This is a genomic window from Herbaspirillum autotrophicum (genome assembly GCF_001189915.1).
Taxonomy (GTDB): domain Bacteria; phylum Pseudomonadota; class Gammaproteobacteria; order Burkholderiales; family Burkholderiaceae_D; genus Herbaspirillum; species Herbaspirillum autotrophicum.
This window is the reverse complement of the sequence record NZ_LFLS01000023.1, coordinates 15,974-37,966: the sequence shown is the minus strand read 5'-3', so window position 1 is coordinate 37,966 and position 21,993 is coordinate 15,974. Positions and strand designations below refer to the sequence as shown.

Sequence of the window (21,993 nt, the reverse complement as noted above, 5' to 3'; positions counted from 1 at the left end):
ACGAGGTTATTTCGCCGGTGGCGTCAGCCATTTCTGAACCAGCTTGTCGTAGCTGCCATCCAGTTTCACTTTCTTCAGTGCGGCATTCATTTCTTCGGTTAGCTGTGGCAAATCCTTGCGCACTGCGTAGCCATACAATTCAATGCTGACTTGCTTGTCGAGCACCTTCATGCCGGGACGATTCTTGGCATATTCAATCGCCGCAGGTTTGCCGGTGACGGCGGCATCGGCGCGGCCGATTTCCACCAGATTGAACATTTCCTGATTCTTTTCTACTTCGATCCGTTCTGCTTGCGGATAGAACTCTTTAAGATAGTTGGCCGATTTGGTGCCGACCTGTACTGACACTTTTTTACCGACCAGATCGGACGGTTGCTTGATCGTGGTGTTGCTGGCCTTGGTCAGAATCACCAGACCGCCTGGGTAGTAAGGATCGGTGAAATTGACCACGCGACGACGTTCTTCGGTGATATAGATCGCCGACGAAGCGACGTCAAAGCGACGCGATACCAGACCGGGAATCAAACCCTTGAAGTCGATGTCGGTCCATTCGACTTTTTTGCCCATGGTTTTGCCGAGCAATTCGATCAGCTCGATGTCAAAGCCGGTACGCTTGCCATCCTTGAAAAATTCGAACGGCGGGAAAGTGGCATCGGTAGCAACCCGGATCACATTCGTGGTTTGGGCGCTGGCAAGCACTGGCAAAGCCAGGCCGATGGCGGCAAGCAGGCTGATGAAATGGCGGCGGTGAATCATGGTCTCTCCTCTGGTTTATTCAAAACAACGCTAAGCGTTCGCTGATTGCTGCCGCCGCCTTGACGGTGGCAGCAATCAATTCCTGGTGCCGGCCTTCGGCACGAATGGCTGGCGCCATCAGCGTGATGGCGCCGACGGCCTGGCCGGGTTTGTAAAATATCGGGGCACTGACACCCCACACTCCCCAATCCACTTCGCCTTCACTGACCGCATATCCCTGACCGCGGATGGCAGCCAGTTCGGTATGCAATCGTTGAACCTCTTCGGCTTGTCCCTGCAATTGGCGGGCAATGATGTTATCGGCTGCTGCCGGCGCCAGATGCGCCAGTACCGCCTTGGCCGAAGCGCCGCGCAACAGCGGATGAGAGCGGCCTTTGGAAAAGGAGCAGCGCAATGATTGTTCGCTGTCGACCATATCGAGGCAGGTGACCTGATCGTTGACCGCGACCATCAGGCCGACGCTTTCGCCGCAACGCTCGGCCAGCAGCGCCATTTCAGGTTGCGCATTGCTGAGCAGATAGGAGGTGTGATCGAAGCCCCAGGCCAGTTGCACGCTGAGTGGACCCGGCGCGTAACAATTTTCCTGTTCCTGCACCAGACCCCATTTGCGCAGTGGCAACAAATGCCGATACAACGTACTTTGGGGCAAACCGGTCAATTCCTTGAGTTTGCGTACGGTGATCGGCTTGCCGTAGCGGGCAATAACGGACAGCACCATCAGCGATCGTTCGCTGGTGGCGACTGCGGGTTCGGTGGTCATGACGGTGTTCATGGCCGGATCATTGATCATTTTTCTCATATTTGAAAATCAAATTCTCGCAATGTGAGAACTTTAGTTCAAATAGTTGAAAAATTTCCGGGACGACAATAAGAAAGAGGCGCGCTGACAACACTGCTGCCTGGATGGCAATGACGGATGAAGCGGGGCACGGACGGCGGGAGCAGAGGGGTAAGCCCGGGCCGTGTAGCGATTGACTGGCGGCGTTGAGGAAAAATCCGGACGAAAAAAAACGGACCGTATAAACGGTCCGTTTTTTACACCGGGCTCGAAAAATTACTTCTTGGCGCGGGTAGTCTTTTCAGCAGCTTGGGTGAATTGCTTGGCAGCGTTGCTCAGATTCGCTTCCAGTGTTTCAACAGCTTGCTTGGTGCTCTTGGTCAGTTGCTCGTAGCCAGCGTTGGCGTTGCCGATGGCCGACTTCAACAGGGCGACTGCGTTTTCCGAACCAGCAGGTGCGTTCTTGCTGATTTCTTCAACCAGAGCAGTTACCTTGCGGCTGGTTTCAGCGACCTGGGCTTCAGCAGCCTTGGTCAGTTCAGCTTGCGTTGCCGACACGATGCCAGCCAGATGACGGCCATAAGCGGCTGCCTTTTCTGCTGTAGGTTGGGCTTGTGCTGCAGCCAGCGACAACAGTTCTTGTGGATCTTTGGCAGCAGCGAATTGCTGGGCTGCTGCTGTGGATTCTTCCAGCGATGCCTTGGCGGCGCTCAGGTTCAGTTCGATGATCTTTTCAACGCCTTCGAACGCTTTGGTTGTCAGTGTGTTGATCAGGTCCAGTTGCGCCTGGAAATGCGTTTTGGTGGCAGCAGAAAATTGGTCTTGGTACGAAAACATGGACTTCTCCTAGGATATTCAAAAATAGCAGGGAATGAGCGGCCCAGAACCAGAAACTAATTTTGTGCGCCGCAACAATTCATATTTTACGCACTTTTTTAGGGAGGTCAAGTTTTATTTGTGCGCTGCACAAAAAACCACAAACAGGCATTTCCCGGGAGCATTACTTCTGTTTCAAGGCCTCCGGCGGCACCATGGCCGGCAGTTCATGTACCACGACGCCGGCGTCCGTAGTCTGGAACGGGCAACCTTTGCTGACTTCAATACCGCGCAACGCATCCTGATAGCCTTGTTCCCAGCGCCAGCCAATGGAGCCACGCGAAAAATTCACATCCTTGGACGCCATGTTCCAGTCGCGTCCGGCATATGGCAGGCGCACGATATGCATGGTGGCTTCGGCCCCCAGGTCGGCCAGCAATTTGCGATCTGCGGCGGTGCGTTGTGCGGCCGGCAGCCGCTCATAGAATTCGCGTGCGATGCGACGCAACTGGTGCTGTTTCAGATAGGAGTCGATATGGCGCTGCGAGCGAGAGGCGAAAGTGACATCCTTTTGCCGGGTCTGGACGGCTTCCAGCGTAGTCGGTTCGGGACCGTCGGCGTGCCACAGATCGACCATCATGCATAAGGTGTCTTGTCGTGGTTCGTCGTTGAGTACGGCTTCCAGCGGGGTGTTGGAATACAGGCCGCCATCCCAGTACAGATCGCCATCCACGCGCACCGGTGCAAACCCCGGCGGCAAGGCGCCGCTGGCCATGACGTGATCGGCATTGAGCGGTTGCAGGGCGGTATCGAACTTGGTCAGCGTGCCGCAGGTAACCTTCACTGCGCTCACCGTCAGCCGTATGCCGGCCTTGCTGTTGAGAAAGTCGAAGTCGACATACTTGTTCAATGTGGTGCGCAGTTCTTCCGTGTTGTAGAAGCTGGCCTCTTCCGGCGGCACCGGCAAGCCCATCGCAAACGGATTGAACGGGCGCGGTGAAAAGAAGCCCGGTACGCCGCGGGCAAAGGTATCCATGGTGGTCAGCCAGGTGGCCAATTGCCGCGTGCTGTCCGGCACCTGTTGCATGTCGAGCAGATCGGCGTGCGAGACGCTGTCCCAGAATTCGCGCAGACGTTCGATCCGGACTTCGCGCGGATTGCCGGCGATGATGGCGGCATTGATGGCGCCGATCGACGTGCCGACTACCCAGTCCGGCGTCATGCCATGTTCATGCAGGGCCTGATACACCCCGGCCTGATAGGCGCCGAGCGCACCGCCGCCTTGCAACACCAGCGCAACGCGAGGTTTGACCGCGGTGGCAGTCGCAGAGGAGGATGTTTTGGCAGCGGGTTTGCGTGGCATGATGCAGTCCTGTGGAAAAGGTTACGTGCGACAGACCGTATCGAACCGGGATGGTTCGGCGATCAGAAACGCCAACGCCGACCAGGGTCGGCGTTGCGGCAGGGCTATATTCAGGTACGGGTCTTTTTCCACGCCTCGAACAATTGTCGGGGTTCGGTCGGGATGTCATTGATCGCAACCGCATGGGCATGGTCAATGATCATCATGGCATAGACTCCGGCCAGCGCATTGACCTCCGGCGACAAGGCACATTCTTCGCCGGAAGCCGGGCGTTGCGTGCGCCAGTAATTGATCGCGTCTTCCAGGTCCGTCAGGGAAATATGGGTTTCACTCATGGGCTTATTGTACGCGCCCGCAGCAAATCACAGGCACATGACGATACGGTTGGCCAGATCCAGCATGAAATCGGGACGCAGATAAGCAGCAAACGTCAGTCCCAACACTACCGCCATCAACAGTGTCAGGCCCAGTTGCTTGTATCGGCTGCGTAATTGACTGCGTACCCGGCTGTGCAACATGGCGTATCTCCTCAGGCGGCCAGCGGACGCCGGATCGCGGTTTCCTTGACCGGCAGATTGATCAGCGTGGCAAACACACCGAGGCCGATGGCAATCATCCACACCGTATCGTAACTGCCCTGTTTTGTGAAGAGGTAGCCACCCAGCCAGACGCCGAGGAAGCTGCCGACCTGATGTGACAAGAACACAAAACCGGACAGCATCGACAAATACTTGAGGCCGAAAATGCTGGCAACGATGCCGTTGGTCAGGGGCACGGTAGATAACCACAGCAAGCCCATTGCCGCAGCGAAGATATATACCGACCACGACGACAGCGGCGCCAGCAAGAACAGCGAGATGGCAATCGTGCGACCGAAATAAATGGAGCCCAGCAGATAGCGTTTGGGCAAGATGCCGCCGAGCTTGCCGGCGTAATACGATCCGAAGATATTGAACAGGCCGATCAGGGCCAGCGCCATCACCGCGACATTGGGATTGGCAATGCCTTTATCTTGCAGGTAGGACGGCAAGTGAGCGCCAATGAAGACGACCTGGAAGCCGCATACAAAATAGCCAGCGATCAGAAACTGAAACGGCCGGTAGGAAAATGCTTCCTTGGTGGCTTCCCAGATACTTTGCTGCGGACCAGTGGCAACCACCAGCGGCGGCTCACGCAGCTTGAATGCCATCGGCACCATCACCAGTATCACCAATGCGGCGAGCCAGTAAAACGCATACTGCCAGCCGGCGACGGAAATCAATTGTTGTTCTACCGGCATCATGACGAACTGGCCGAATGAACCAGCCGCCGATGACACGCCAAAAGCCCAGGAGCGTTTTTCGGCCGGTGCGCTGCGACCGACGATGCCGCTGATGGCACCGAATGCGGTACAGGCCAGACCGGCGCCGATCAGGACGCCGGAACCCAGTACGAACAGCGTGGGTTGATCCACCAGCGCCATCCACAGCAAGCCACCCATATACAAGAAGGCGCCGCCGATGATGACGCGCGCAGTGCCGAAGCGATCTGCCGCCATGCCGGCGAAAGGACCGAATACGCCCCACATCAGATTTTGCATCGCAATTGCCAGCGAAAATGTTTCGCGGGTCCAGCCATGTGCCTGCGACATCGGCTGCAGCCAAAAGCCAAGGCCGTGACGAACGCCCATGGCCAGTGTCAGTACCAGGCCACTGGCAATCATGACGGTTTTGAAATCGGGAGCGCGGTCGGCTTTGAACATGGGAGTGTCTCTTGTATCTTTTATATAAGCGGATCCGCTAGTTTAGCGTAAAGGAGATTGACGCGTGATGCGCCCCCGCTTTCACGCCGGGCCACCTGCCGTGGCAACCCGGCATCCGATCAATATGCCTTGAAGTTGGCGTTGACGCGCTGATACAAATAATCCTCGGCGGTGATGGCCGGATATTTTTTCTCCGGACCTTCAATCACGATGTCGCGATTGGCCTGACAAAAAAATGCAAGGCTGTAGCGAGGTCCCAGATATTCATGCGGCAGCGGATTCTTGACCCGGTGAAAATTCGACGGCAACTGATCATCGCTCCAGCGCATCAGCATGTCGCCGATATTGCAGGTGATGACATCTGCAGCCGGTTCGATGCTGGTCCATTCCTGCGTCTCCATTTCCTTGCCAGGGCAGACTTGCAATCCGCCTTGTCCCTTTTGCTGAAACAGCAGCGTCAGGCAATCGAAGTCGGTATGCGCACCGGCGCGCCACAAATCGAGCTTGTCTTTGTACTCGGGGGGGATGGCGTAGTAATGCAGCAAGCGCAAGGTACTCTGATAACTCGGCGCCGACGGGTTGTGCGCCCGCGTGAAGAACTCACTGTCGAAGCCGAGCTTGTAGGCGAAGCATGACAGCAGCCGCATGCCCAGTTGCCAGCACTTGGCTTCGAAGTCCAGCATCACGCGCTGAAAATCCGCCAGTTCGTCAGCGGCCGGCCACAAGTCGTTCATCCATGGCCGGGTAATCTGATACGACTCTTTTTGATCCGGTGTGCCGGTGGATGGCCGCACCTGGGCTTTGCTTTCCCAGCCGGCGTTATGTGCTTTACGCAGCGGGTATTTGGCCTTGGTCGCTGCCGGCAGCGCAAAGAAGCGTTCGGCCATGGCAAACGCTTGCTCGATTTCGCCGAGATCAATGCCATGGTTGCAGATCTGGAAAAAACCGACATCGATGGCGGCGCTCCATAGTTCATCGGCGATCTGATTCTTGCGCTCGTCGTAGTTGGACAAATCGATGCGGCGGATTTCGCGGGCATGGGTTTCGGAACCCATCGATCCCATGCGGGTTTCTTTGTTCAGTTCGTTGAGTTGGTACGGGCTCGCGACGGCATTGTTCATGGTGCACTCCTGAATTGATGCAAGTGAAAGATCGGGAAATGCCGCCTGATATCAGTCGCATGGATGCAGGGGAAACCGGAGCACGCGGGAGATGCGGTCGAAACATGGCAGCCTCTTGAAGTAAACCTCCGGTCCGCCCATGCCTCCGGAACGGAGCAGCAGGCGGCGACTTCAAGAGCAATTCCCGGCCGCGCGGGACTGCGGTAACCGGCAGACGCCGGCGGCAACCCGAGAGGTGAACGCTTCTACTCTTGCCAGCAGAGTAAGCAACTATCGGGCCAGTTGACTGCGTATCAATGAGGCGAGGCGCGCTCCGTCCATGCGCCGCATCGGCCCGAAGATGGTGAGCCAGCGAGGATGGAGGCATCAGGCCGGTGCAAGCGCCTCCCGCGTGCGGTGCATGCAGTGCCGTGGCGAGCAAGATGGCTCCGGAGTCGGGGCATTTCCGTTTGACAATATTCACCCTGCTGCAACGGCATTGCCATGGTCCTTTCTTGCGTCAATGTCAAGTTTGCCGCATCGAAAAGAGACCTTTGTGCAACGCAACCTCAGCACCGTTTCCAATTTCAGCCTGACGACGGCATAGTGCGATAAAGTACGCGGAATTGCCTTCACGGCACCTGATCAAATGCGGTTTACAAGTATGGGAAAACAATGAGTTCATCTCAGGTCCGGCCAAATTATTCGTTCCGTTCGCAGCGCTTGCACATCATTACCCTGGCCGCGCTGGGAGTGGTGTTTGGTGATATCGGCACGAGCCCGTTGTATGCGCTCAAAGAATGCTTCAGCCCGGAACACGGGATTGCCTTTTCGCCCGATGCGGTGCTGGGCATCATTTCGATGCTGTTCTGGGCGATCACCATCGTGGTATCGCTCAAGTATGTGCTGTTCGTGATGCGCGCCGACAATAATGGCGAAGGCGGCGTACTGGCCCTGATGGCGCTGTCGCTGCGCACCGCGGTCAGCGGATCGCCGCGGGCCAAGTTGCTGATGATGCTGGGCGTATTCGGAGCCTGCATGTTTTACGGCGACGTCGTGATTACGCCAGCCATTTCAGTGCTGTCGGCAGTGGAAGGGCTGGAAATTGCCGTCCCCGGCGCTTCCCATGTCGTGATCCCGCTGACGCTGGTGATTCTGGTCGGCCTGTTCCTGATTCAACGTCATGGCACCAATGTGGTCGGCAAGCTGTTCGGCCCGATCATGTTCCTGTGGTTCATTTCGCTCGGTGCACTGGGCATCTACAACATCATCAAGGCACCTGAAGTGCTGGTGGCGATCAATCCGTATTACGCCGTGCATTTCATGATCGAACACTCGCTGCAAGCCTTCATTGTGCTTGGTTCGGTCGTGCTGGTGCTGACCGGTGCCGAAGCCTTGTATGCCGATATGGGCCATTTCGGTATCCGCCCGATCCGCTTTGCCTGGCTGTACACCGTGATGCCTTGTCTGGTGATCAATTATTTTGGCCAGGGCGCCAATCTGCTGATCAATCCGGACGCCATCAAGAATCCGTTTTATCTGATGGTGCCGGATATGTTGCTGGTGCCGATGGTGGTGCTGGCCACCTTTGCCACCGTGATTGCATCGCAGGCCGTGATTTCCGGCGCTTTCTCCCTGACCAGCCAAGCGATCCTGCTGGGCTTCGTGCCGCGCATGCGCATTTTGCATACCTCTGAAGATGAGCGTGGCCAAATCTATATTCCGCTGATCAACTGGATGTTGCTGGTGTTGGTGGTGGCGGTGGTGCTGGCGTTCAAGAAGTCCGACAATCTGGCGGCTGCTTATGGCGTGGCGGTGACCACGACGATGGTGATCACGACCATTCTGGCGGCGGTGGTCATGCGCACGGTATGGAAATGGCATCCGGTGCTGGTGACGCTGGTGATCGGTGCCTTCTTCCTGGTCGACGCCGCGTTCTTCACCGCCAATCTGCTCAAAGTTGCGGATGGCGGCTGGTTCCCGTTGCTGCTCGGTGCTGCCGCATTCTTCCTGCTGATGACCTGGTATTCGGGACGCATGCTGTTGCGCACCCGGATCAAGGACGATGGCATTCCGCTGGAGCCGTTCGTCGAAGGCTTGCTGGCGCATCCGCCGCATCGCGTCGGCGGCACGGCCGTGTTCATGACCGGTAACGTCAATACCGTGCCGGTGGCCTTGCTGCACAATCTGAAGCACAACCGCATTTTGCATGAGCGGGTGTTCTTCCTCAAAATCAGTATCTGGGATGTGCCGTTCGTTGCCGATGAGGAGCGTCTGACGCTCAAGGATCTGGGCGGCAACATTTTCCTGGTACGGGCGGCATTCGGTTTCAAGGAAGCGCCGGAAGTCAGCAAGGTGCTGGATTTGATGGGAGAACAATTCAACCATCAGTTCGATCTGATGGATACCTCATTCTTCCTGGCCCGCGATACTGTGGTGCCGAGCAAGTTGCTGGGCATGTCCTTGTGGCGCGAGCAGTTGTTTGCGTGGATGTATCAGAATGGCGCCAAGCCATCGGACTTTTTCCACATCCCGGCCAACCGGGTGGTGGAATTGGGTACCAAGGTAGAAATTTGATGTGAGCGTGCCGGGATTGCCGCAATCAGCGATGCAATCCCAGCACGCTGGCGCCCAGCACGATCACGACGCAGGCTGACAGTCGCCGCACGGTCAGCTTCTCGCCCAGAAACAGCCAGCCGATCAGCGCTGCAAACAAGACCGATGTTTCGCGCAATGCCGAAACCGCCCCCATCGGCGCCAGTGTTACCGCCCAAATCACGATCCCGTACGCCAGCAGCGACATCACGCCGCCGCCCAGTCCAACCAGTGTCTGCCGCGGTGTGGTGCTCAGCGGCAAGCGCCGGTGTTGCCACAGATAAATCAATGCCAGCGGAATGCTGTCGAGTACAAACAGCCAGCCGGCATAGGCCAGTGCATCGCCCGACAGGCGCGCACCGATGCCGTCGGTGATGGTGTAAGCGGCAATGAAGGCGCCGGTAGTAAAGGCCGCCAGCGGCGCTGCCAGACTGGCGCGACTCTTCAATTGCGCTAGGCTGATGATACCGGCCGATACCAGCACGATACCGAGCAAGGTCCACCAGTTCATTTGTTCACCCGCCAATAATGCCGCGCCGAGTGCAACCAGCAGCGGCGATGAGCCGCGCGCAATCGGATAGGACTGGCTGAAGTCGCCGATCCGGTAAGCACGGATCAAAAACAGGTTGTAACCGGTGTGCAGAATGGCCGACAAGATGATGTAGGGCCAGCTTGCCGCAGTGGGCATCGCCCCCCAGATAACCAGCGGGATGGCGCCGATTCCGGCGCCGATGGTCATCAGCGTCAGGACGCCAAGGCGATCGTCGCTGCTTTTGAGCAACGCGTTCCATGATGCATGCAACAGGGCCGCCAACAATACCAGCGCGATCACCGCGCTGCTCATGCGAATACCGGGGAAAAGAAATGCATTGGGCGCTCAGGCAAAGCCATGATGATACCTGCTGCCGGGCAATGCGTGGGGGAGGGGGGGCGGACCAGCGCACGCGGTGCTGCTGAAGTGCGGCTGGTATCCGGGGGAACGACTGTTAGTGCAGGCTCATCGGGTGGCGCATCATCACATCGTACTTGCTCAGGAAGGTATCAATGTCTTCCATGGTCGGTTCCGAGGCAATCAGTTCCTGTACATTCTTGCGAAACAGTTCGGCGGCCGGACCGTCGATGAAAATCTCGCGCTGGCCTGATTTGTCCATGATTTCGTAGCCGCCGAAACGCAGCGCTTCATGGTCATGGTCAGCACCGAACTCAACGACGCTGTATTGCTCACTGTTGTAGATCAGATTCATAACTGCTCCTTGTTCAGACTGGCTTTGATAAGGAAATGGCGTCAGGATCGTGAATTTCAAGGGGCCGGCCGGATCCCCCTGAGTGCAACGGTGTTATCTCTGGTTACGGCAGATGGCGCAAGAACTTGTGGGGCGGCAAGGAAATATCCCCGTGTGCCGGTAATGCTGCGTGCACACGAGTCAGCGGAACAGACTCCGGTTCCGGATCAGCGGTGAAAATGCCTGGTCGCTGCAGGGTTGATGATGCAGCGCGGTCAGTTGCCTTTTTTCGACAATTTACCAGGCTCGACACCTAATTGTTTGAGTTTGCGGTACAGGTGCGTGCGTTCCAGTCCGGTCCGTTCAGCGACGCGCGTCATGCTGCCGTTTTCGCGCACCAGATGGTATTCGAAGTAGGCGCGCTCGAATGCATCACGCGCTTCGCGCAGCGGCAGATCGAAGGAAATATGCGAGGCGTTGTCGGCAATCGGTGCAAACGCCGGCGCCTGCGTCAGGCCGTGGCCCGGATCAATCGCGACCGGTGCGGCATAGGACGACACCGCAGCCGGATGATCAGGGCTTTCGGTATTGTTGTTGACGATGGGGCGCAGATAAGAGACCGGACGCGCGACCGGTTCGCGGCTGTGAGAGAGACCCTGCTGCACGGCCTTGAGCAGTTTTTGCAGCGCAATCGGCTTTTCCAGAAAGTTCAGGGCGCCAATGCGGGTTGCTTCCACTGCGGTATCGATGGTGGCATGACCGGACATCATGATGACGGGCATCGTCAGCAAGCCGTCGCGTTGCCATTCCTTGAGCAAGGTGACGCCGTCGGTATCGGGCATCCATATGTCAAGCAGCACCAAGTCGGGAACACTGCCTATTCGCAGCTCTCGCGCTTGTTGCGCATTTTCCGCTGTTGCTACGACATGTCCCTCGTCGCCCAGAATTTCTGAGAGCAATTCGCGGATACCCATTTCGTCATCGACGACCAGGATGTTAGCCATGTGCCTGCTTTCCTCGTTTGCTAGTACTCATTTATGGAATGAGCTTGGAATATTTTTGAAATTTCCCTGCTGTGGAATTCGGCATCTCATATAAAACACAATGAAACGTCGCCGCAGACATGAAAATCTTAATCCTTATACATCAGGCGCTAACTTTAACAGCAAAATCAATATTTTTGCGCCTCTTGTTTCTGATCGGTTTTGTATGTCGATCCGACCGCCGTGCTCATCGATGATCTTTTTGACCATCGCCAGTCCAAGGCCAGTCCCTTTAGGTTTTGATGTTACATAAGGTTCGAAGGCACGTGCCAGAATTTTTGGCGCAAAGCCGGGACCGTTATCGGTAATCGACAGCCGCACCGCCGCCCGCACCGTGCCGTCGGAGCCCTGATAATTGATCTGTTCCGTCACGATATCGATGCGCGGCTCGGCGTGGCCGCTTTCCATGACAGCGTCCTGCGCATTTTGCAGCAGGTTGTGGATCACCTGGCGCAGCTGGGTCGCGTCACCCATTACTTTCGGCAGATCCGGCGCCAATCTTGAATGAATCACGTCGCGGCCGTCGCCGGCCAGATAGAGATGCAGGATTTCTTCCGTCAGTTCATTCAGATCCAGCGCCGAGGGTTTGGCCGGCGGGGTGCGCGCGTAATCGCGGAAATCATCCACCATGCGCTTCATGGCGGCCACCTGATTGACGATAGTCGTTGTGCTTTTGTCCAGAATTGCAGCGTCTTGCGGCATCAGCTTGTCGGACAAACGCATTTGCAGACGCTCGGCCGACAACTGGATCGGCGTCAGCGGATTCTTGATTTCATGCGCCAGCCGGCGCGCGACCTCGCCCCACGCAATCGAACGCTGGGCCGAAATCACATTGCTGATATCGTCGAATACCACCACGTAACCGACCCCCGCTTCCACCGGCAGATGCGAGCCACGTGCCAGCAAGGTCACCTTGTCCTGCTCGTCGCCACCGCCGCTGGCGCCGATGCGCGGCAGTTCCAGTTGTTGCTGCCAATGCAGTCCGTCGTGCGAGCTGTCGCCCGCCAATTGCGCGCGTTGCTCGGAAAACGCCTTGATGATGGCTTCCGCAAAAAAGGCCTGGCCATCGATGGTATGCAGCGGGATGCCAATGTAATCACTGAAATCGTAACCAAGGATGCGTTGCACCGAACCGTTGGTGCTGACAATCTTGAACTCATCGTCGAGCACCATCACCCCGGCAGACATGTTGCCCAGTACCGACTCCAGATAGGCCTTGGCATTTTCCAGTTCGGCCCGGTTCTGTTCCACCGCCGTGCGCGCTTCCAGCAATTGGCGGGTCATGGCGTTGAAGGACTGGGTCAGGGTGCCGAGTTCGTCAGAGGTCGCCACAATCGGACGCGGCGACAGGTTGCCTTCGGCCACCGCCTTGGTGCCTTCGGCCAGCAACAGCAGAGGTTTGGCCAGATCGGACGCAATCAGGAAGGCACTGGCGACCGCGGCAAAAATGGCCAGCAACAGCGTCAGGGTCAGCGTGACCAGATAAATCTTGCGCAAGCCGGAACGCGCAACCGAGCGTTGTTGATATTCACTGTAGGCCAGACGCAGGGTTTCGGCATTGACGGCAAGATAATCCGGCACTGGCTGCAAAATCTGCAGGAAGCGGCCCTCGCCTTGCAGGCTCATGCCTTTGCCGGCATACGGAATCGCGATCACCACATGCAAGCGTAAATTGCCCTCGGCATCCGATTCGCCGCTGATCCGGGAATCATCACTTTCCACCGTGGCAAAGCCGCGTGTCAGACGGGCTTGCTTGAACATGGCGGCGGTCGGCAAGGTCGGTGTCAACAAACCAATACGCCCGCCGACGGTGGCCACTACCTGGCCATTGGCCGTGACAATCGTGGCTTCCATGCTCTGATCGCGTTGCCGCGACAGGTAAGTGACTTGCTCGGCTTCCGACATGTCGGACAACTCTTGCGCCATCGAACGGGCGCGGGCAGTCAGGTCATTGAGCGAGGAATCCAGCGCATTGCGCCCCAGATTCAGGCCGGATTCGAGCGCAGCTTCCATCCGCACGTCGAACCAGGATTCGATCGAGCGCGATACAAACTGCACCGACACCAGATAAATGGCGGCCCCCGGCAAAATCCCGATCAGCGCAAACAACAGCACCAGCCGGGCCATCAGGCGCGAACCGAACTCGTGCCGGCGGTAACGTTTGAACAGGCGCGTCAGCAGCATGATGACCAGCAGCAGCAACGCCACGGCGGCCAGTGCATTCAGACCCAGCAGCCACGGGTAATGCTGGTCGAACATGGCGGAATTTTCAGATGCCGAGGCCAGCAGGAACAGCAGGATACTGATAATGCCGCCACCGATGACTAACAGATAGCGCAGGGTTCTGGTCATTCGACTTTGAAGGTGAACTCTTTCCAGTCCGACGACAGGCGCCAGTCGCTGTTATTGAGTGCGTTGATCTGGAATGGTTTGGGTAATTGCGCGACGTCGAGGCGCATGCGCAGGCCGACAAAGTAGGTGTCGCCCGACTTGAGTGAGTTTTTATCGGCCACGTACCAGCGCGGCGGCCGCCGGATCAGCGACAAGGCATCTTCCAGCGTCGGGAAGCTTTGCTGCAACTGACCGCTGATGGCGGCATGGTATTGCCGGGTCAGCACGTTATAGGAAATGCGGACGGTGCGCGAGGCCGCGATGCTGACTTCGTCGAACCAGTACCAGCGCCGGCGCGTCAGTTGTACGTCGGTAGTGAAGTACAGCGGCACGCCGCGTACCAGTGCATCTTCCAGCCCGCGGTTGAGTTCGAAGGCATAGGAAGCCGACAAGCGGTAACCATCATCGGTATTTTCCAGCGAGGCCTGCGTGATATCGATTTCAGCCGCTTGGGCGCTGATACCGAGCAGCAGGCAGGCGGCCAGCATGCAGTGCCGGAGCCAGACGAAGAGCAGCCTGACTGCGCCGGATGCCGGCGTGGCGCTGCGATGGATGGGGAAAGCCGATTGCGTCAAATTCATGCACCAGGTTTTTGAAACAGCGCGTAAAACAGGCCGTCGTGGTCGGTCTCATCGCTGACCACCGGCAACAACTGGCCGGGAGCTGGCAGACGTACGGCATGATTACGTTTGGCAAAAGCCGCAGCCTGTTGTTCGGATTCCTGCGGCCACAACGAACATGTCACTAGCAGCAATTTACCATCCGGCTTGAGCATCTGCCAAAGATTGTCCAGAATTTGCGCCGAAAGTGTTGCAAGTTGCGCGGTGTCCGATTTGCGTCGCAGCCAGCGGATATCAGGATGACGCCGCACGATGCCGGAGGCAGTACAGGGGATATCGGCCAGAATCCGGTCAAACGGCTGGCCATCCCACCATGCCTGCCCGGGCGGGCTGGTTGCCGCCGCGCCGAAACGGGCATCACCGCTTTGCAGGCGGGCGGTCAATTGCAGCCGTTGCAGGTTTTCTTCAATCCGGCGCAGGCGTTTGGGATCGTGGTCCAGCGCCAGCAGATCCAGATCGGCGCATTCCAGCAGATGACCGGTCTTGCCGCCCGGCGCCGCGCAGGCATCCAGTACCCGCATGCCGTCCCGGACGTCGAGCAATGGCGCCGCCAGTTGGGCGGCAGCATCCTGCACAGATGCCAGACCCTGGGCAAACCCCGGAATTTGCATTACCGGCAGCGGTTTTTCCAGCCGCACCGCAGCGGGACCGATTTGGGTCGCGGCCATGCCATTGGTGTGCAGCAGTTGAATATAGTCGGCGACGCTGGTTTTACGGCGATTGACGCGCAGGCTCAACGGTGGCGGCACATTACCGACACGCAAGATGGCTTGCCAATCGTTCGGCCATGCCGCTTGCATGCGGTCGATCCACCAGGTCGGATAATTCCAGGTGCCAGCCGGGGTTTTCGCGGCTTGCGGCAACAAATTCTCGTGTTCACGCAAAAACCGTCGCAGGATGGCATTGACCACGCCCTTGGCATGGCTCATTTCAGGATCGGCCGCAGCTGCTTCTACCGCCTGATTGACCACGGTGAATGCGTCATAGGCAGGATCCTCGGTATTGGCCAGCAGGCTCAGCGCGCAGCACAACAGGCCATGCAACACTTCCGGCTGCGGCGGCTTGTTGGCCAGCAGCGCCAGCAACCCATCGGCGACACCCAGCTTGCGCATGGTCAGATAGGCAAGATCCTGCATTGCACCGCGCGCTTGCGGCGGCGCATCGGTATGGGCAAAGATGCGTGCCAAAGCCTGCGGCAGCGCCGTGCCGGCACGTACTTCGGTGACGGCCAGGGCCGCGCCGTGCAGGCTGTAGGCGAGAGAATCGGGTTTCAGAGAGGCGAGGGTCACGTTAAATTCTTGGTAAAGGCGAGCTTGACGCCGATTGCTACAAAGGCAGTCCCGACCACACGTTCCAGCCAGATTCTGATCTGCAGCGAGTGTCGGGCGCGGTGCGCCAGTGTACCAGCGACCAGGGCGGTGAAGCTGTTCCAGATGGTCGACATGACGATAAATACCAGTCCCAGCAGCAAAAACGCCAGGGTTTTATCAGGTGCGTCACGCGTCACGAACTGCGGAAAGAAGGACAGGAAAAACAACGCCACTTTCGGATTGAGCAGGTTGGTGATGACTGCTTGCCAGAAAATGCGGGTCAGCGAGGGGGCAGCGGATGGATGCGCGGCTGCCGGCTGCAGATTGCCGGAGCCGGCCTTGGGCGCAGCCGGTGTCGACCACAGCATGCGCAAGCCCAGATACACCAGATAAACACTGCCGGCGATCTTGATCACGGTGAAGGCGGTGGCCGAGGTCATCAGCAAAGCTGACAGTCCGAATGCCGACGCCAGCGTATGACCGCAGGCGCCGAGCGAAATCCCGAGCGCCGAGACCAGGCCGGCGCTGCGGCCCTGCGCTACGCTGCGACCGACGATGTAGGCGGTATCGGGCCCCGGGGTCAGATTGAGTGCAAAGACGGCGAGACAGAAAAAGCCGAAGCCGGTAATGCCGAACGCGCTCATGCAACTGCTCCCGAGACAAGAGAAAGAGCGATTGTAGCGGTGGCGGCGTACCTTGCGCTACTTGTTACAACCATGTCGTCCCCGGCCGGACCCGCACATTGTCCGCAGGATGGCCGCTCACCGGCAAGCCGGCTTCAATTCGGATACAGTGTGAGGCTTCTTTTTTGCGACTCAGCCCACCCCATGACCTCACATGCATATGTTCCGGATCAGGAAATTCCGGCCTGGATGATTATTCTGCTGGCTGCCGCTGCCGGCATCATCGTCGCCAATCTGTATTATGCGCAGCCGCTGATCGGGCCGATCAGCGCCGCTACCGGCATTTCCCCGGGAGCGGCAGGACTGATCGTGACGCTGACCCAAATCGGCTACGGCCTGGGTTTGCTGTTCATTGTCCCGATGGGGGACTTGTTCGAAAACCGGCGGCTGGTGCTGATTGCCTTGGGCATTACCTGCCTGTCGCTGTTGTGTGCGGCGCTGGCGCAAAACGCTACCCAGTTCTTCATGGCTTCATTTGCCATTGGCGTCAGTTCGGTCGGGGCCCAGGTGCTGGTGCCTTATGCCGCCCATCTGTCGCCGCCGCAATCGCGCGGCAAGGCAGTCGGCAGTGTGATGAGCGGCTTGTTGCTCGGGATTTTGCTGGCGCGGCCACTGGCCAGTCTGGTCACCGACCTGTTCGGCTGGCATGCCATTTTTGCCATATCGGCCGTGCTGATCGTCGGCCTGATGCTGGTGTTGGCGCGCTATCTGCCGCAACGGCATCCACCCGCAGGCTTGCATTACATGGCCTTGATGACATCCATGTGGACCTTGCTCAAGACCACGCCGGTGCTGCGCCGGCGTTCGGCTTATCACGCGCTGGTGTTCGCCGGTTTCAGCCTGTTCTGGACCACGGTGCCGCTGTGGCTGGCCAGTCCCGCGTTCAATCTGTCGCAACGCGGCATTGCCCTGTTTGCCTTTGCCGGCGTCATTGGCGTGGTGGCGGCGCCGATTGCGGGCCGCGTCGCGGACCGTGGCTGGAGCCGGGTCGCGACGGGGGTGGCGATGTCGGCCGTGGCGGCTTCGTTCTTGCTGATGCATTTCTGGTCGAGTGAAAGTCCGGCGGCTTTGTTCGTCTTGCTGGTAGCGGCGATTCTTCTGGATTTCGGTGTGTCAGCCAATCTGGTGCTGAGCCAGCGCGCAATTTATGCCCTCGGTTCGGAAGTGCGCAGCCGTCTGAACGGCTTGTTCATGGCGACCTTCTTTGCCGGTGGTGCTCTGGGTTCCGCCCTGGGCGGCTGGATCTATGCCCATGCCGGCTGGGGTGGCACCACCTTGCTGGGGTTTGCTTTCCTGCTGGTGGCACTCCTGTATTACCTGACCGAGTTCCGGGCCGGCGTCGAGGCGGGGCACAGAGCTTAGCCGATGACCTGGCGCATCGGGTACGTGAAGAGGAAAAAATGCGTCAGGTTCAGACCGAAGTGCGCCAGCATCGCTGCCGGCAAGCCGCCGCAGCGATAGGCCAGACCGTAACCGATGCCGGCAATCGCGGCCAGCGATATCCATTGCCAGCCGCCGCCGGCATGCGCCAGTCCGAACAGCATGGCAGCGATTGCCAGCGCCAGCCAGTCGCCTCCGACCCGGTGTTGCAGCCAGCGGCTGATACCGCCTTGCACATAGCCTCGGAAAAATGCTTCTTCGGCAAACGTCACCAGCAACAAATTATTGAGCATCCATAACCAACTGAGGGCGGGCGTTTTCGGTTCCCATGCGACAAAGCCGATGACGACTGCGATGCTCAGACTGCCGATGGCAGCGATGAGCCAGCCGGCAGCGCCTGCTGTCAGCGCGGTTCGCAACGAATGCGCCGGACGCAGCCATGGCATCGCCAGCAACAGCCAGAACCCCATCAACGGTTTATCCAGATTCCAATACATGGTGTAAGGCGCGGCATCGGGCGTGATGCTGGCGGGGCCGTAGATCAGCGGATTGTGAAAACCGGGAAACCAGTGCAGGCTCAGTCCGAGTGCAGTGCCGATGAATAGCAGATGGCCGCCGCCGCGCACCAATGGCCGACGTTGCGGTGCTGTCGTCCATGCGGCCAATACCAGCAGTACCAATGGCCCCAACGCCGCAAAGCCGAGCGCACCGCCGGTGCAGGCCGCGCCATAGCCGATGATCAGCAAACCCACAGTGAAGCGACGCCACGCCGGGCACAGGGTGGTGGCCGCTGCCAGAAAAATTGCACTCCACTGCAAAACAAACATGCCGCCTCCGGATTGATATCAGCCATGCCCGATGGCTGATCACATGATGTTACTTAGACAATCAGATATGAGATGGCAAAAAAGTTTCCTGTCGGCATTGAAAATGCGACAAGCCGGCGATCAACTGGTAACAAGACGGGGGAGTGGGGCAGAGAGCTTGCAGCCGCAAGCGTCGGCGCAAATGAAGCAGTGCTGCCCGCTGGTGGTGGCACCACGCGGGCATGAACGCATGAGGACGGGCGGCGTGCCGGACTCAGACGCCCCAGAGAATGTCGTAACTGCCCTTGTTGGCGGCACGCAGCATATCCAGCAACGGATAGGCACGCGCCGAGAATGTCACCGGCTCGATTTTTTCATGACCGTTGTCATCGCCGTTTTCATTGTGATGCGCCTGCACATCACGCTGCAAGGCTTCGGCCGCTTCGTGGTTCTTGCTGTTGCCGATCTGGGTTTCCAGCAAGGCAATTGCCGCGCTGCTTTCGGCTGCGGTGATGACGCCGCGCTTGAGATCTTTGTGCAGCATGTCGAGGATAGGCTTTGCGTGCGACTCATACATGACAACATCGGCCGCTGCTTTGGATTTGAACGTAACCAGCATATTTCCTCAGGGTATTGATTTGAAAACAGTCACAGGAACGACCTGAACTACCTGCCGCTAGCATACATCGGACGCACTGCGCTTGTCATCATTGCGTCAAGCGGCCGGCTCAGGTCGGTTTGAACGAGGTGAAAAAGGTTTCGGCATTTTCCGCCGAGACATCTTTGGGATTGCCGATGATCAAGACTTGATAAATCCGGCTGCCCTTGGCAATCAGGCGCGCTTGCAGCAGCAGCGGCTGGCCGCGCGAGACACCGTCGGCGGCGATATCCAGCACGCGGTCGACATTGGTTTGCTTGCCGGCGATATGGGCTTCTTTGAGATTGCCGCTGATATTGTTGACCAAGGCAGTTTGCATCGAGTCGAGTGCCTTGCCGGCGCGTTCCGCATCCGGCAGTTCGGCGGCGCCGACGGCGAAGGTAACGCCATCGATTTCAGCGGCGGTCATGGTCATGGTCACTGGCAGCCCGTTCAGATCGATCTGGCGCGAAAAGGTCGCCGGCTTGGCGGGCAACAGCACCGTGAACTGGATCGTGCCGCCATGCGCTTCGCGCCAGTTGTATTTGGGCGAACAGGCGCTCAGCAGAACGAGGGCGGCGATGAGCAGACAGCGAGACAGGAAGGGCATGGCAGAGACTCAGGTAGTGTGAGAAATGGGAGACGGCGACCGGCGCGAAAAAGTGCGGACGCCGAACACGACGCCGGCGCATAAAAAGACGATACCGGCCAATACCCGCAGATCGGGCATGCTGCCGCGCAAGACAAAAGCATACAACAGCGCGGCCAGCGTTTCGAAGACGATCAGTTGCGCTACCAGCGCAGTCGGCAACAACTGACTGGCCTTGTTCCACAACAAGGTGCCGATCCATGAGGCAAACAGGCCGATCACCAGCATCAGCGCGGTAAATTCCAGTGGCCGCGGCCCCAGCGGGAAGGCGTAATCCAGATGGCTGAAGTGGGCATACACGCCGTAGCCGAGCATGCCGAGCAAGGCCAGCGGCAAGGTGGTCAATCCTTGCGCCGTGGCCCAGGTAATCGAATGGATGCGCGGATGCGCACGCAAATAGCGGGAATTGACGATCGGATACCAGGTCCAGCCGGCTACCGCACACAGCGCCAGCAGGCAGCCGAGGACGTAATCGCTGATGGTGCGGGTATTGTTGGGCGTATTGCGCAGATGGTCGATTTCACTGCTGTTGACCAGCATCAGGCCGATGGCGAGGATCACCAGCGACGGTGCCAGCCGCATCCAGGCCACCGACTCGGAGGCATGCCCCGGGCGCCAGTTGGCAAAAATCGAAATCACTACCGGCAGTGTGCCGATCAGCATGGTCGGCAAGGGCGCATCCGCCAACTGAATCGCAGTGGCCAGCGTGGCGTAGTACAGCAGGTTGCCAACCAGCGACAACTTCAATGCGACTTTCCAGTCTTCCTTGCTGAGCGAGGTTATGCGCTTGCGATCCAGCATTGCCGGCAGCAGCGCAATCAGACCGAACGCCACATAACGGCCGAACGACAACATGATGCCGGGATATTGCGGCAGCAGCAGCGGGGTAATGAACACCAGGCCCCACACCAGACCGGCGCAGAGTGCGCAAAGAATACCGATAAACATAAATGGACGCTGAATTCAAAGGGGCCGTCGCGGCAGGAGATAACTGGTCGCGCTGGGCACGGAATCCGCGATGATACTGCGGTTCGGATTGTTGCGGGTTGTACCGGCGCGGCAGATGGATGGCGGCCGGCAAAATCCAAGCTTGTTTATGCGTTTTTCTTAGTTTTCGCCGGTTCCCCGGATATTCATAATACGTGGCTGTCCCGGGCCGGTGTCCGGGTCTTTCTGGTCATGGACCTTCTTTTTCGTGCGTTGATGCCGGAACCGGAAGCCAGACAACATTCCAAATCTCGTTGTCATACGGGGCTTCGCAAAGGCAAGTCATGCTTGAACTGTTCTCCACCAATCGTTTGCTCACCTTGATCGGTGTCCTCTCCTTATCCGCAGCGGTCCTGTCCCCGGCGGCGGCACAACAGGCGCCGCTGCGCATCGGCCTGGCAGCATCGGCCAACAACAAGGCGATTGAAGCCGTCATTCCACGCGCCAAGGCAGCGGGACTCGACGTGAAACTCATTGAGTTCACCGATTGGAGCATGCCCAATACCGCCTTGATGGAAAAATCGATTGACGTCAATTTTTATCAGCACATTCCCTATCTGGAGTCGGCCTCGAAAGGCAATGGCTACAACTTTGTTCCGGTCGGGATCGGCTTTATCTCGGTGGCTGGCATCTACTCCAACCGCATCAAGAATTTGTCTGAGTTGAAAGAGGGCGCCACCGTGTCGGTATCGAACGATCCCACCAATCTCGGCCGCGCCTTGTTGTTGCTGCAGAGCGCCAACCTGATCAAGTTGCGTGATGGTGTCGGCTATACCGCGACGCCGCGTGACATCGTCGGCAATCCGAAGAATCTGAAAATCGTTGCGCTCGAAGCACAACAAGTGGCGCGTTCGCTGGATGACGTCGATATTGCGGTGACCTTCCCGAGCTTCATGCGGCTGTCCGGCCTCAACGCCGATAACGCTCTGTTGTTCGAAGCACCGCAGAAAATCTGGGCCATTCGTTTCGTGGCGCGGCCGGAATCGAAAAACGACGAACGGATTCAGAAGTTCATCAAAATTTATCAAAGCGCACCGGAAACCAAAACCGTGCTGCGCGGTCTCTATGGCACGCATGTCAGTTTCGGTTGGGAAGAGTGAGCCGGCACGCCAATG

At 58.2% G+C, this 21,993-nt stretch carries 22 protein-coding genes; 3 read left to right on the top strand and 19 right to left on the bottom strand.

The window, feature by feature from the left end; all coding sequences use genetic code 11:
• Positions 1–6 precede the first annotated feature (6 nt).
• The 8 genes from AKL27_RS17540 to AKL27_RS17510 all read right to left on the bottom strand — a co-directional run bounded on the left by AKL27_RS17540 (position 7) and on the right by AKL27_RS17510 (position 6,575).
• Positions 7–756, bottom strand: coding sequence for a transporter substrate-binding domain-containing protein (locus AKL27_RS17540; protein ID WP_050464149.1), 750 nt, complete (start codon positions 754–756; stop codon positions 7–9).
• 19 nt (positions 757–775) lie between these two features.
• Positions 776–1,546 (bottom strand): IclR family transcriptional regulator, encoded by a 771-nt coding sequence (locus AKL27_RS17535; protein ID WP_083439123.1) that lies wholly within the window; start codon positions 1,544–1,546, stop codon positions 776–778.
• A 264-nt stretch (positions 1,547–1,810) separates the two neighbouring features.
• Complete coding sequence (gene phaP, locus AKL27_RS17530; protein WP_050464148.1) at positions 1,811–2,371, bottom strand: TIGR01841 family phasin; 561 nt, start codon at positions 2,369–2,371, stop codon at positions 1,811–1,813.
• Between the two features lie 163 nt (positions 2,372–2,534).
• Positions 2,535–3,713, bottom strand: coding sequence for a patatin-like phospholipase family protein (locus tag AKL27_RS17525; RefSeq protein WP_050464147.1), 1,179 nt, complete (start codon positions 3,711–3,713; stop codon positions 2,535–2,537).
• 110 nt (positions 3,714–3,823) lie between these two features.
• Positions 3,824–4,048 carry a DUF3717 domain-containing protein gene (locus AKL27_RS17520; RefSeq protein WP_050464146.1) on the bottom strand — a complete coding sequence of 75 codons (225 nt, stop codon included), beginning with the start codon at positions 4,046–4,048 and terminating at the stop codon, positions 3,824–3,826.
• 27 nt (positions 4,049–4,075) lie between these two features.
• Positions 4,076–4,231, bottom strand: a complete 156-nt coding sequence (locus tag AKL27_RS27810) for a hypothetical protein (RefSeq protein WP_157056975.1) — start codon at positions 4,229–4,231, stop codon at positions 4,076–4,078.
• Positions 4,232–4,242: 11 nt separating this feature from the next.
• Entirely contained in the window at positions 4,243–5,454 is a 1,212-nt protein-coding gene (locus AKL27_RS17515; RefSeq protein ID WP_050464145.1) for an MFS transporter, read from the bottom strand.
• A 119-nt stretch (positions 5,455–5,573) separates the two neighbouring features.
• Positions 5,574–6,575 carry an isopenicillin N synthase family dioxygenase gene (locus AKL27_RS17510; RefSeq protein ID WP_050464144.1) on the bottom strand — a complete coding sequence of 334 codons (1,002 nt, stop codon included), beginning with the start codon at positions 6,573–6,575 and terminating at the stop codon, positions 5,574–5,576.
• A gap of 654 nt (positions 6,576–7,229) precedes the next feature.
• Between AKL27_RS17510 and AKL27_RS17505 the strand changes: the two genes are divergently transcribed.
• Complete coding sequence (locus AKL27_RS17505; RefSeq protein ID WP_050464143.1) at positions 7,230–9,131, top strand: potassium transporter Kup; 1,902 nt, start codon at positions 7,230–7,232, stop codon at positions 9,129–9,131.
• A gap of 25 nt (positions 9,132–9,156) precedes the next feature.
• On the opposite strand, the gene AKL27_RS17500 is transcribed toward AKL27_RS17505, so the two are convergent.
• The 7 genes from AKL27_RS17500 to AKL27_RS17470 all read right to left on the bottom strand — a co-directional run bounded on the left by AKL27_RS17500 (position 9,157) and on the right by AKL27_RS17470 (position 16,380).
• On the bottom strand, positions 9,157–9,993 hold the full coding sequence (locus AKL27_RS17500; protein ID WP_050464142.1) for a DMT family transporter: 837 nt from the start codon (positions 9,991–9,993) through the stop codon (positions 9,157–9,159).
• 142 nt (positions 9,994–10,135) lie between these two features.
• The gene (locus tag AKL27_RS17495; protein ID WP_050464141.1) at positions 10,136–10,393 is read right to left on the bottom strand and encodes a BTH_I0359 family protein; all 258 of its coding nucleotides are present in this window, start codon (positions 10,391–10,393) and stop codon (positions 10,136–10,138) included.
• Positions 10,394–10,647: 254 nt separating this feature from the next.
• Complete coding sequence (locus tag AKL27_RS17490) at positions 10,648–11,376, bottom strand: response regulator (RefSeq protein WP_050464140.1); 729 nt, start codon at positions 11,374–11,376, stop codon at positions 10,648–10,650.
• A gap of 135 nt (positions 11,377–11,511) precedes the next feature.
• Positions 11,512–13,767 (bottom strand): sensor histidine kinase, encoded by a 2,256-nt coding sequence (locus tag AKL27_RS17485; protein WP_050464139.1) that lies wholly within the window; start codon positions 13,765–13,767, stop codon positions 11,512–11,514.
• On the bottom strand, positions 13,764–14,294 hold the full coding sequence (locus AKL27_RS17480) for a DUF4390 domain-containing protein (protein WP_050464194.1): 531 nt from the start codon (positions 14,292–14,294) through the stop codon (positions 13,764–13,766). Before AKL27_RS17480 ends, AKL27_RS17485 begins: the two co-directional genes overlap by 4 nt.
• An 89-nt stretch (positions 14,295–14,383) precedes the next feature.
• Positions 14,384–15,715, bottom strand: a complete 1,332-nt coding sequence (rsmB, locus tag AKL27_RS17475; protein WP_198156002.1) for a 16S rRNA (cytosine(967)-C(5))-methyltransferase RsmB — start codon at positions 15,713–15,715, stop codon at positions 14,384–14,386.
• Positions 15,712–16,380 carry a LysE family translocator gene (locus AKL27_RS17470; protein ID WP_050464138.1) on the bottom strand — a complete coding sequence of 223 codons (669 nt, stop codon included), beginning with the start codon at positions 16,378–16,380 and terminating at the stop codon, positions 15,712–15,714. Before AKL27_RS17470 ends, rsmB begins: the two co-directional genes overlap by 4 nt.
• Before the next feature lie 183 nt (positions 16,381–16,563).
• On the opposite strand from AKL27_RS17470, the gene AKL27_RS17465 reads away from it, so the two are divergent.
• On the top strand, positions 16,564–17,781 hold the full coding sequence (locus AKL27_RS17465; protein WP_050464137.1) for an MFS transporter: 1,218 nt from the start codon (positions 16,564–16,566) through the stop codon (positions 17,779–17,781).
• Here the strand turns inward: AKL27_RS17465 and AKL27_RS17460 are convergent.
• The 4 genes from AKL27_RS17460 to AKL27_RS17445 form a co-directional block, all read right to left on the bottom strand.
• Entirely contained in the window at positions 17,778–18,626 is an 849-nt protein-coding gene (locus tag AKL27_RS17460; protein WP_050464136.1) for a CPBP family intramembrane glutamic endopeptidase, read from the bottom strand. The two genes, AKL27_RS17465 and AKL27_RS17460, sit on opposite strands and share 4 nt — an antisense overlap.
• 253 nt (positions 18,627–18,879) lie before the next feature.
• Complete coding sequence (locus tag AKL27_RS17455) at positions 18,880–19,224, bottom strand: DUF1840 domain-containing protein (protein ID WP_050464135.1); 345 nt, start codon at positions 19,222–19,224, stop codon at positions 18,880–18,882.
• A gap of 109 nt (positions 19,225–19,333) precedes the next feature.
• Positions 19,334–19,852 (bottom strand): hypothetical protein, encoded by a 519-nt coding sequence (locus AKL27_RS17450; protein WP_050464134.1) that lies wholly within the window; start codon positions 19,850–19,852, stop codon positions 19,334–19,336.
• Between the two features lie 9 nt (positions 19,853–19,861).
• A complete protein-coding gene (locus tag AKL27_RS17445) occupies positions 19,862–20,839 on the bottom strand; it encodes a DMT family transporter (protein ID WP_050464133.1) in 978 nt (325 codons plus the stop codon).
• A 323-nt stretch (positions 20,840–21,162) separates the two neighbouring features.
• On the opposite strand from AKL27_RS17445, the gene AKL27_RS17440 reads away from it, so the two are divergent.
• Complete coding sequence (locus AKL27_RS17440) at positions 21,163–21,978, top strand: MetQ/NlpA family ABC transporter substrate-binding protein (protein ID WP_050464132.1); 816 nt, start codon at positions 21,163–21,165, stop codon at positions 21,976–21,978.
• Positions 21,979–21,993 lie beyond the last annotated feature (15 nt).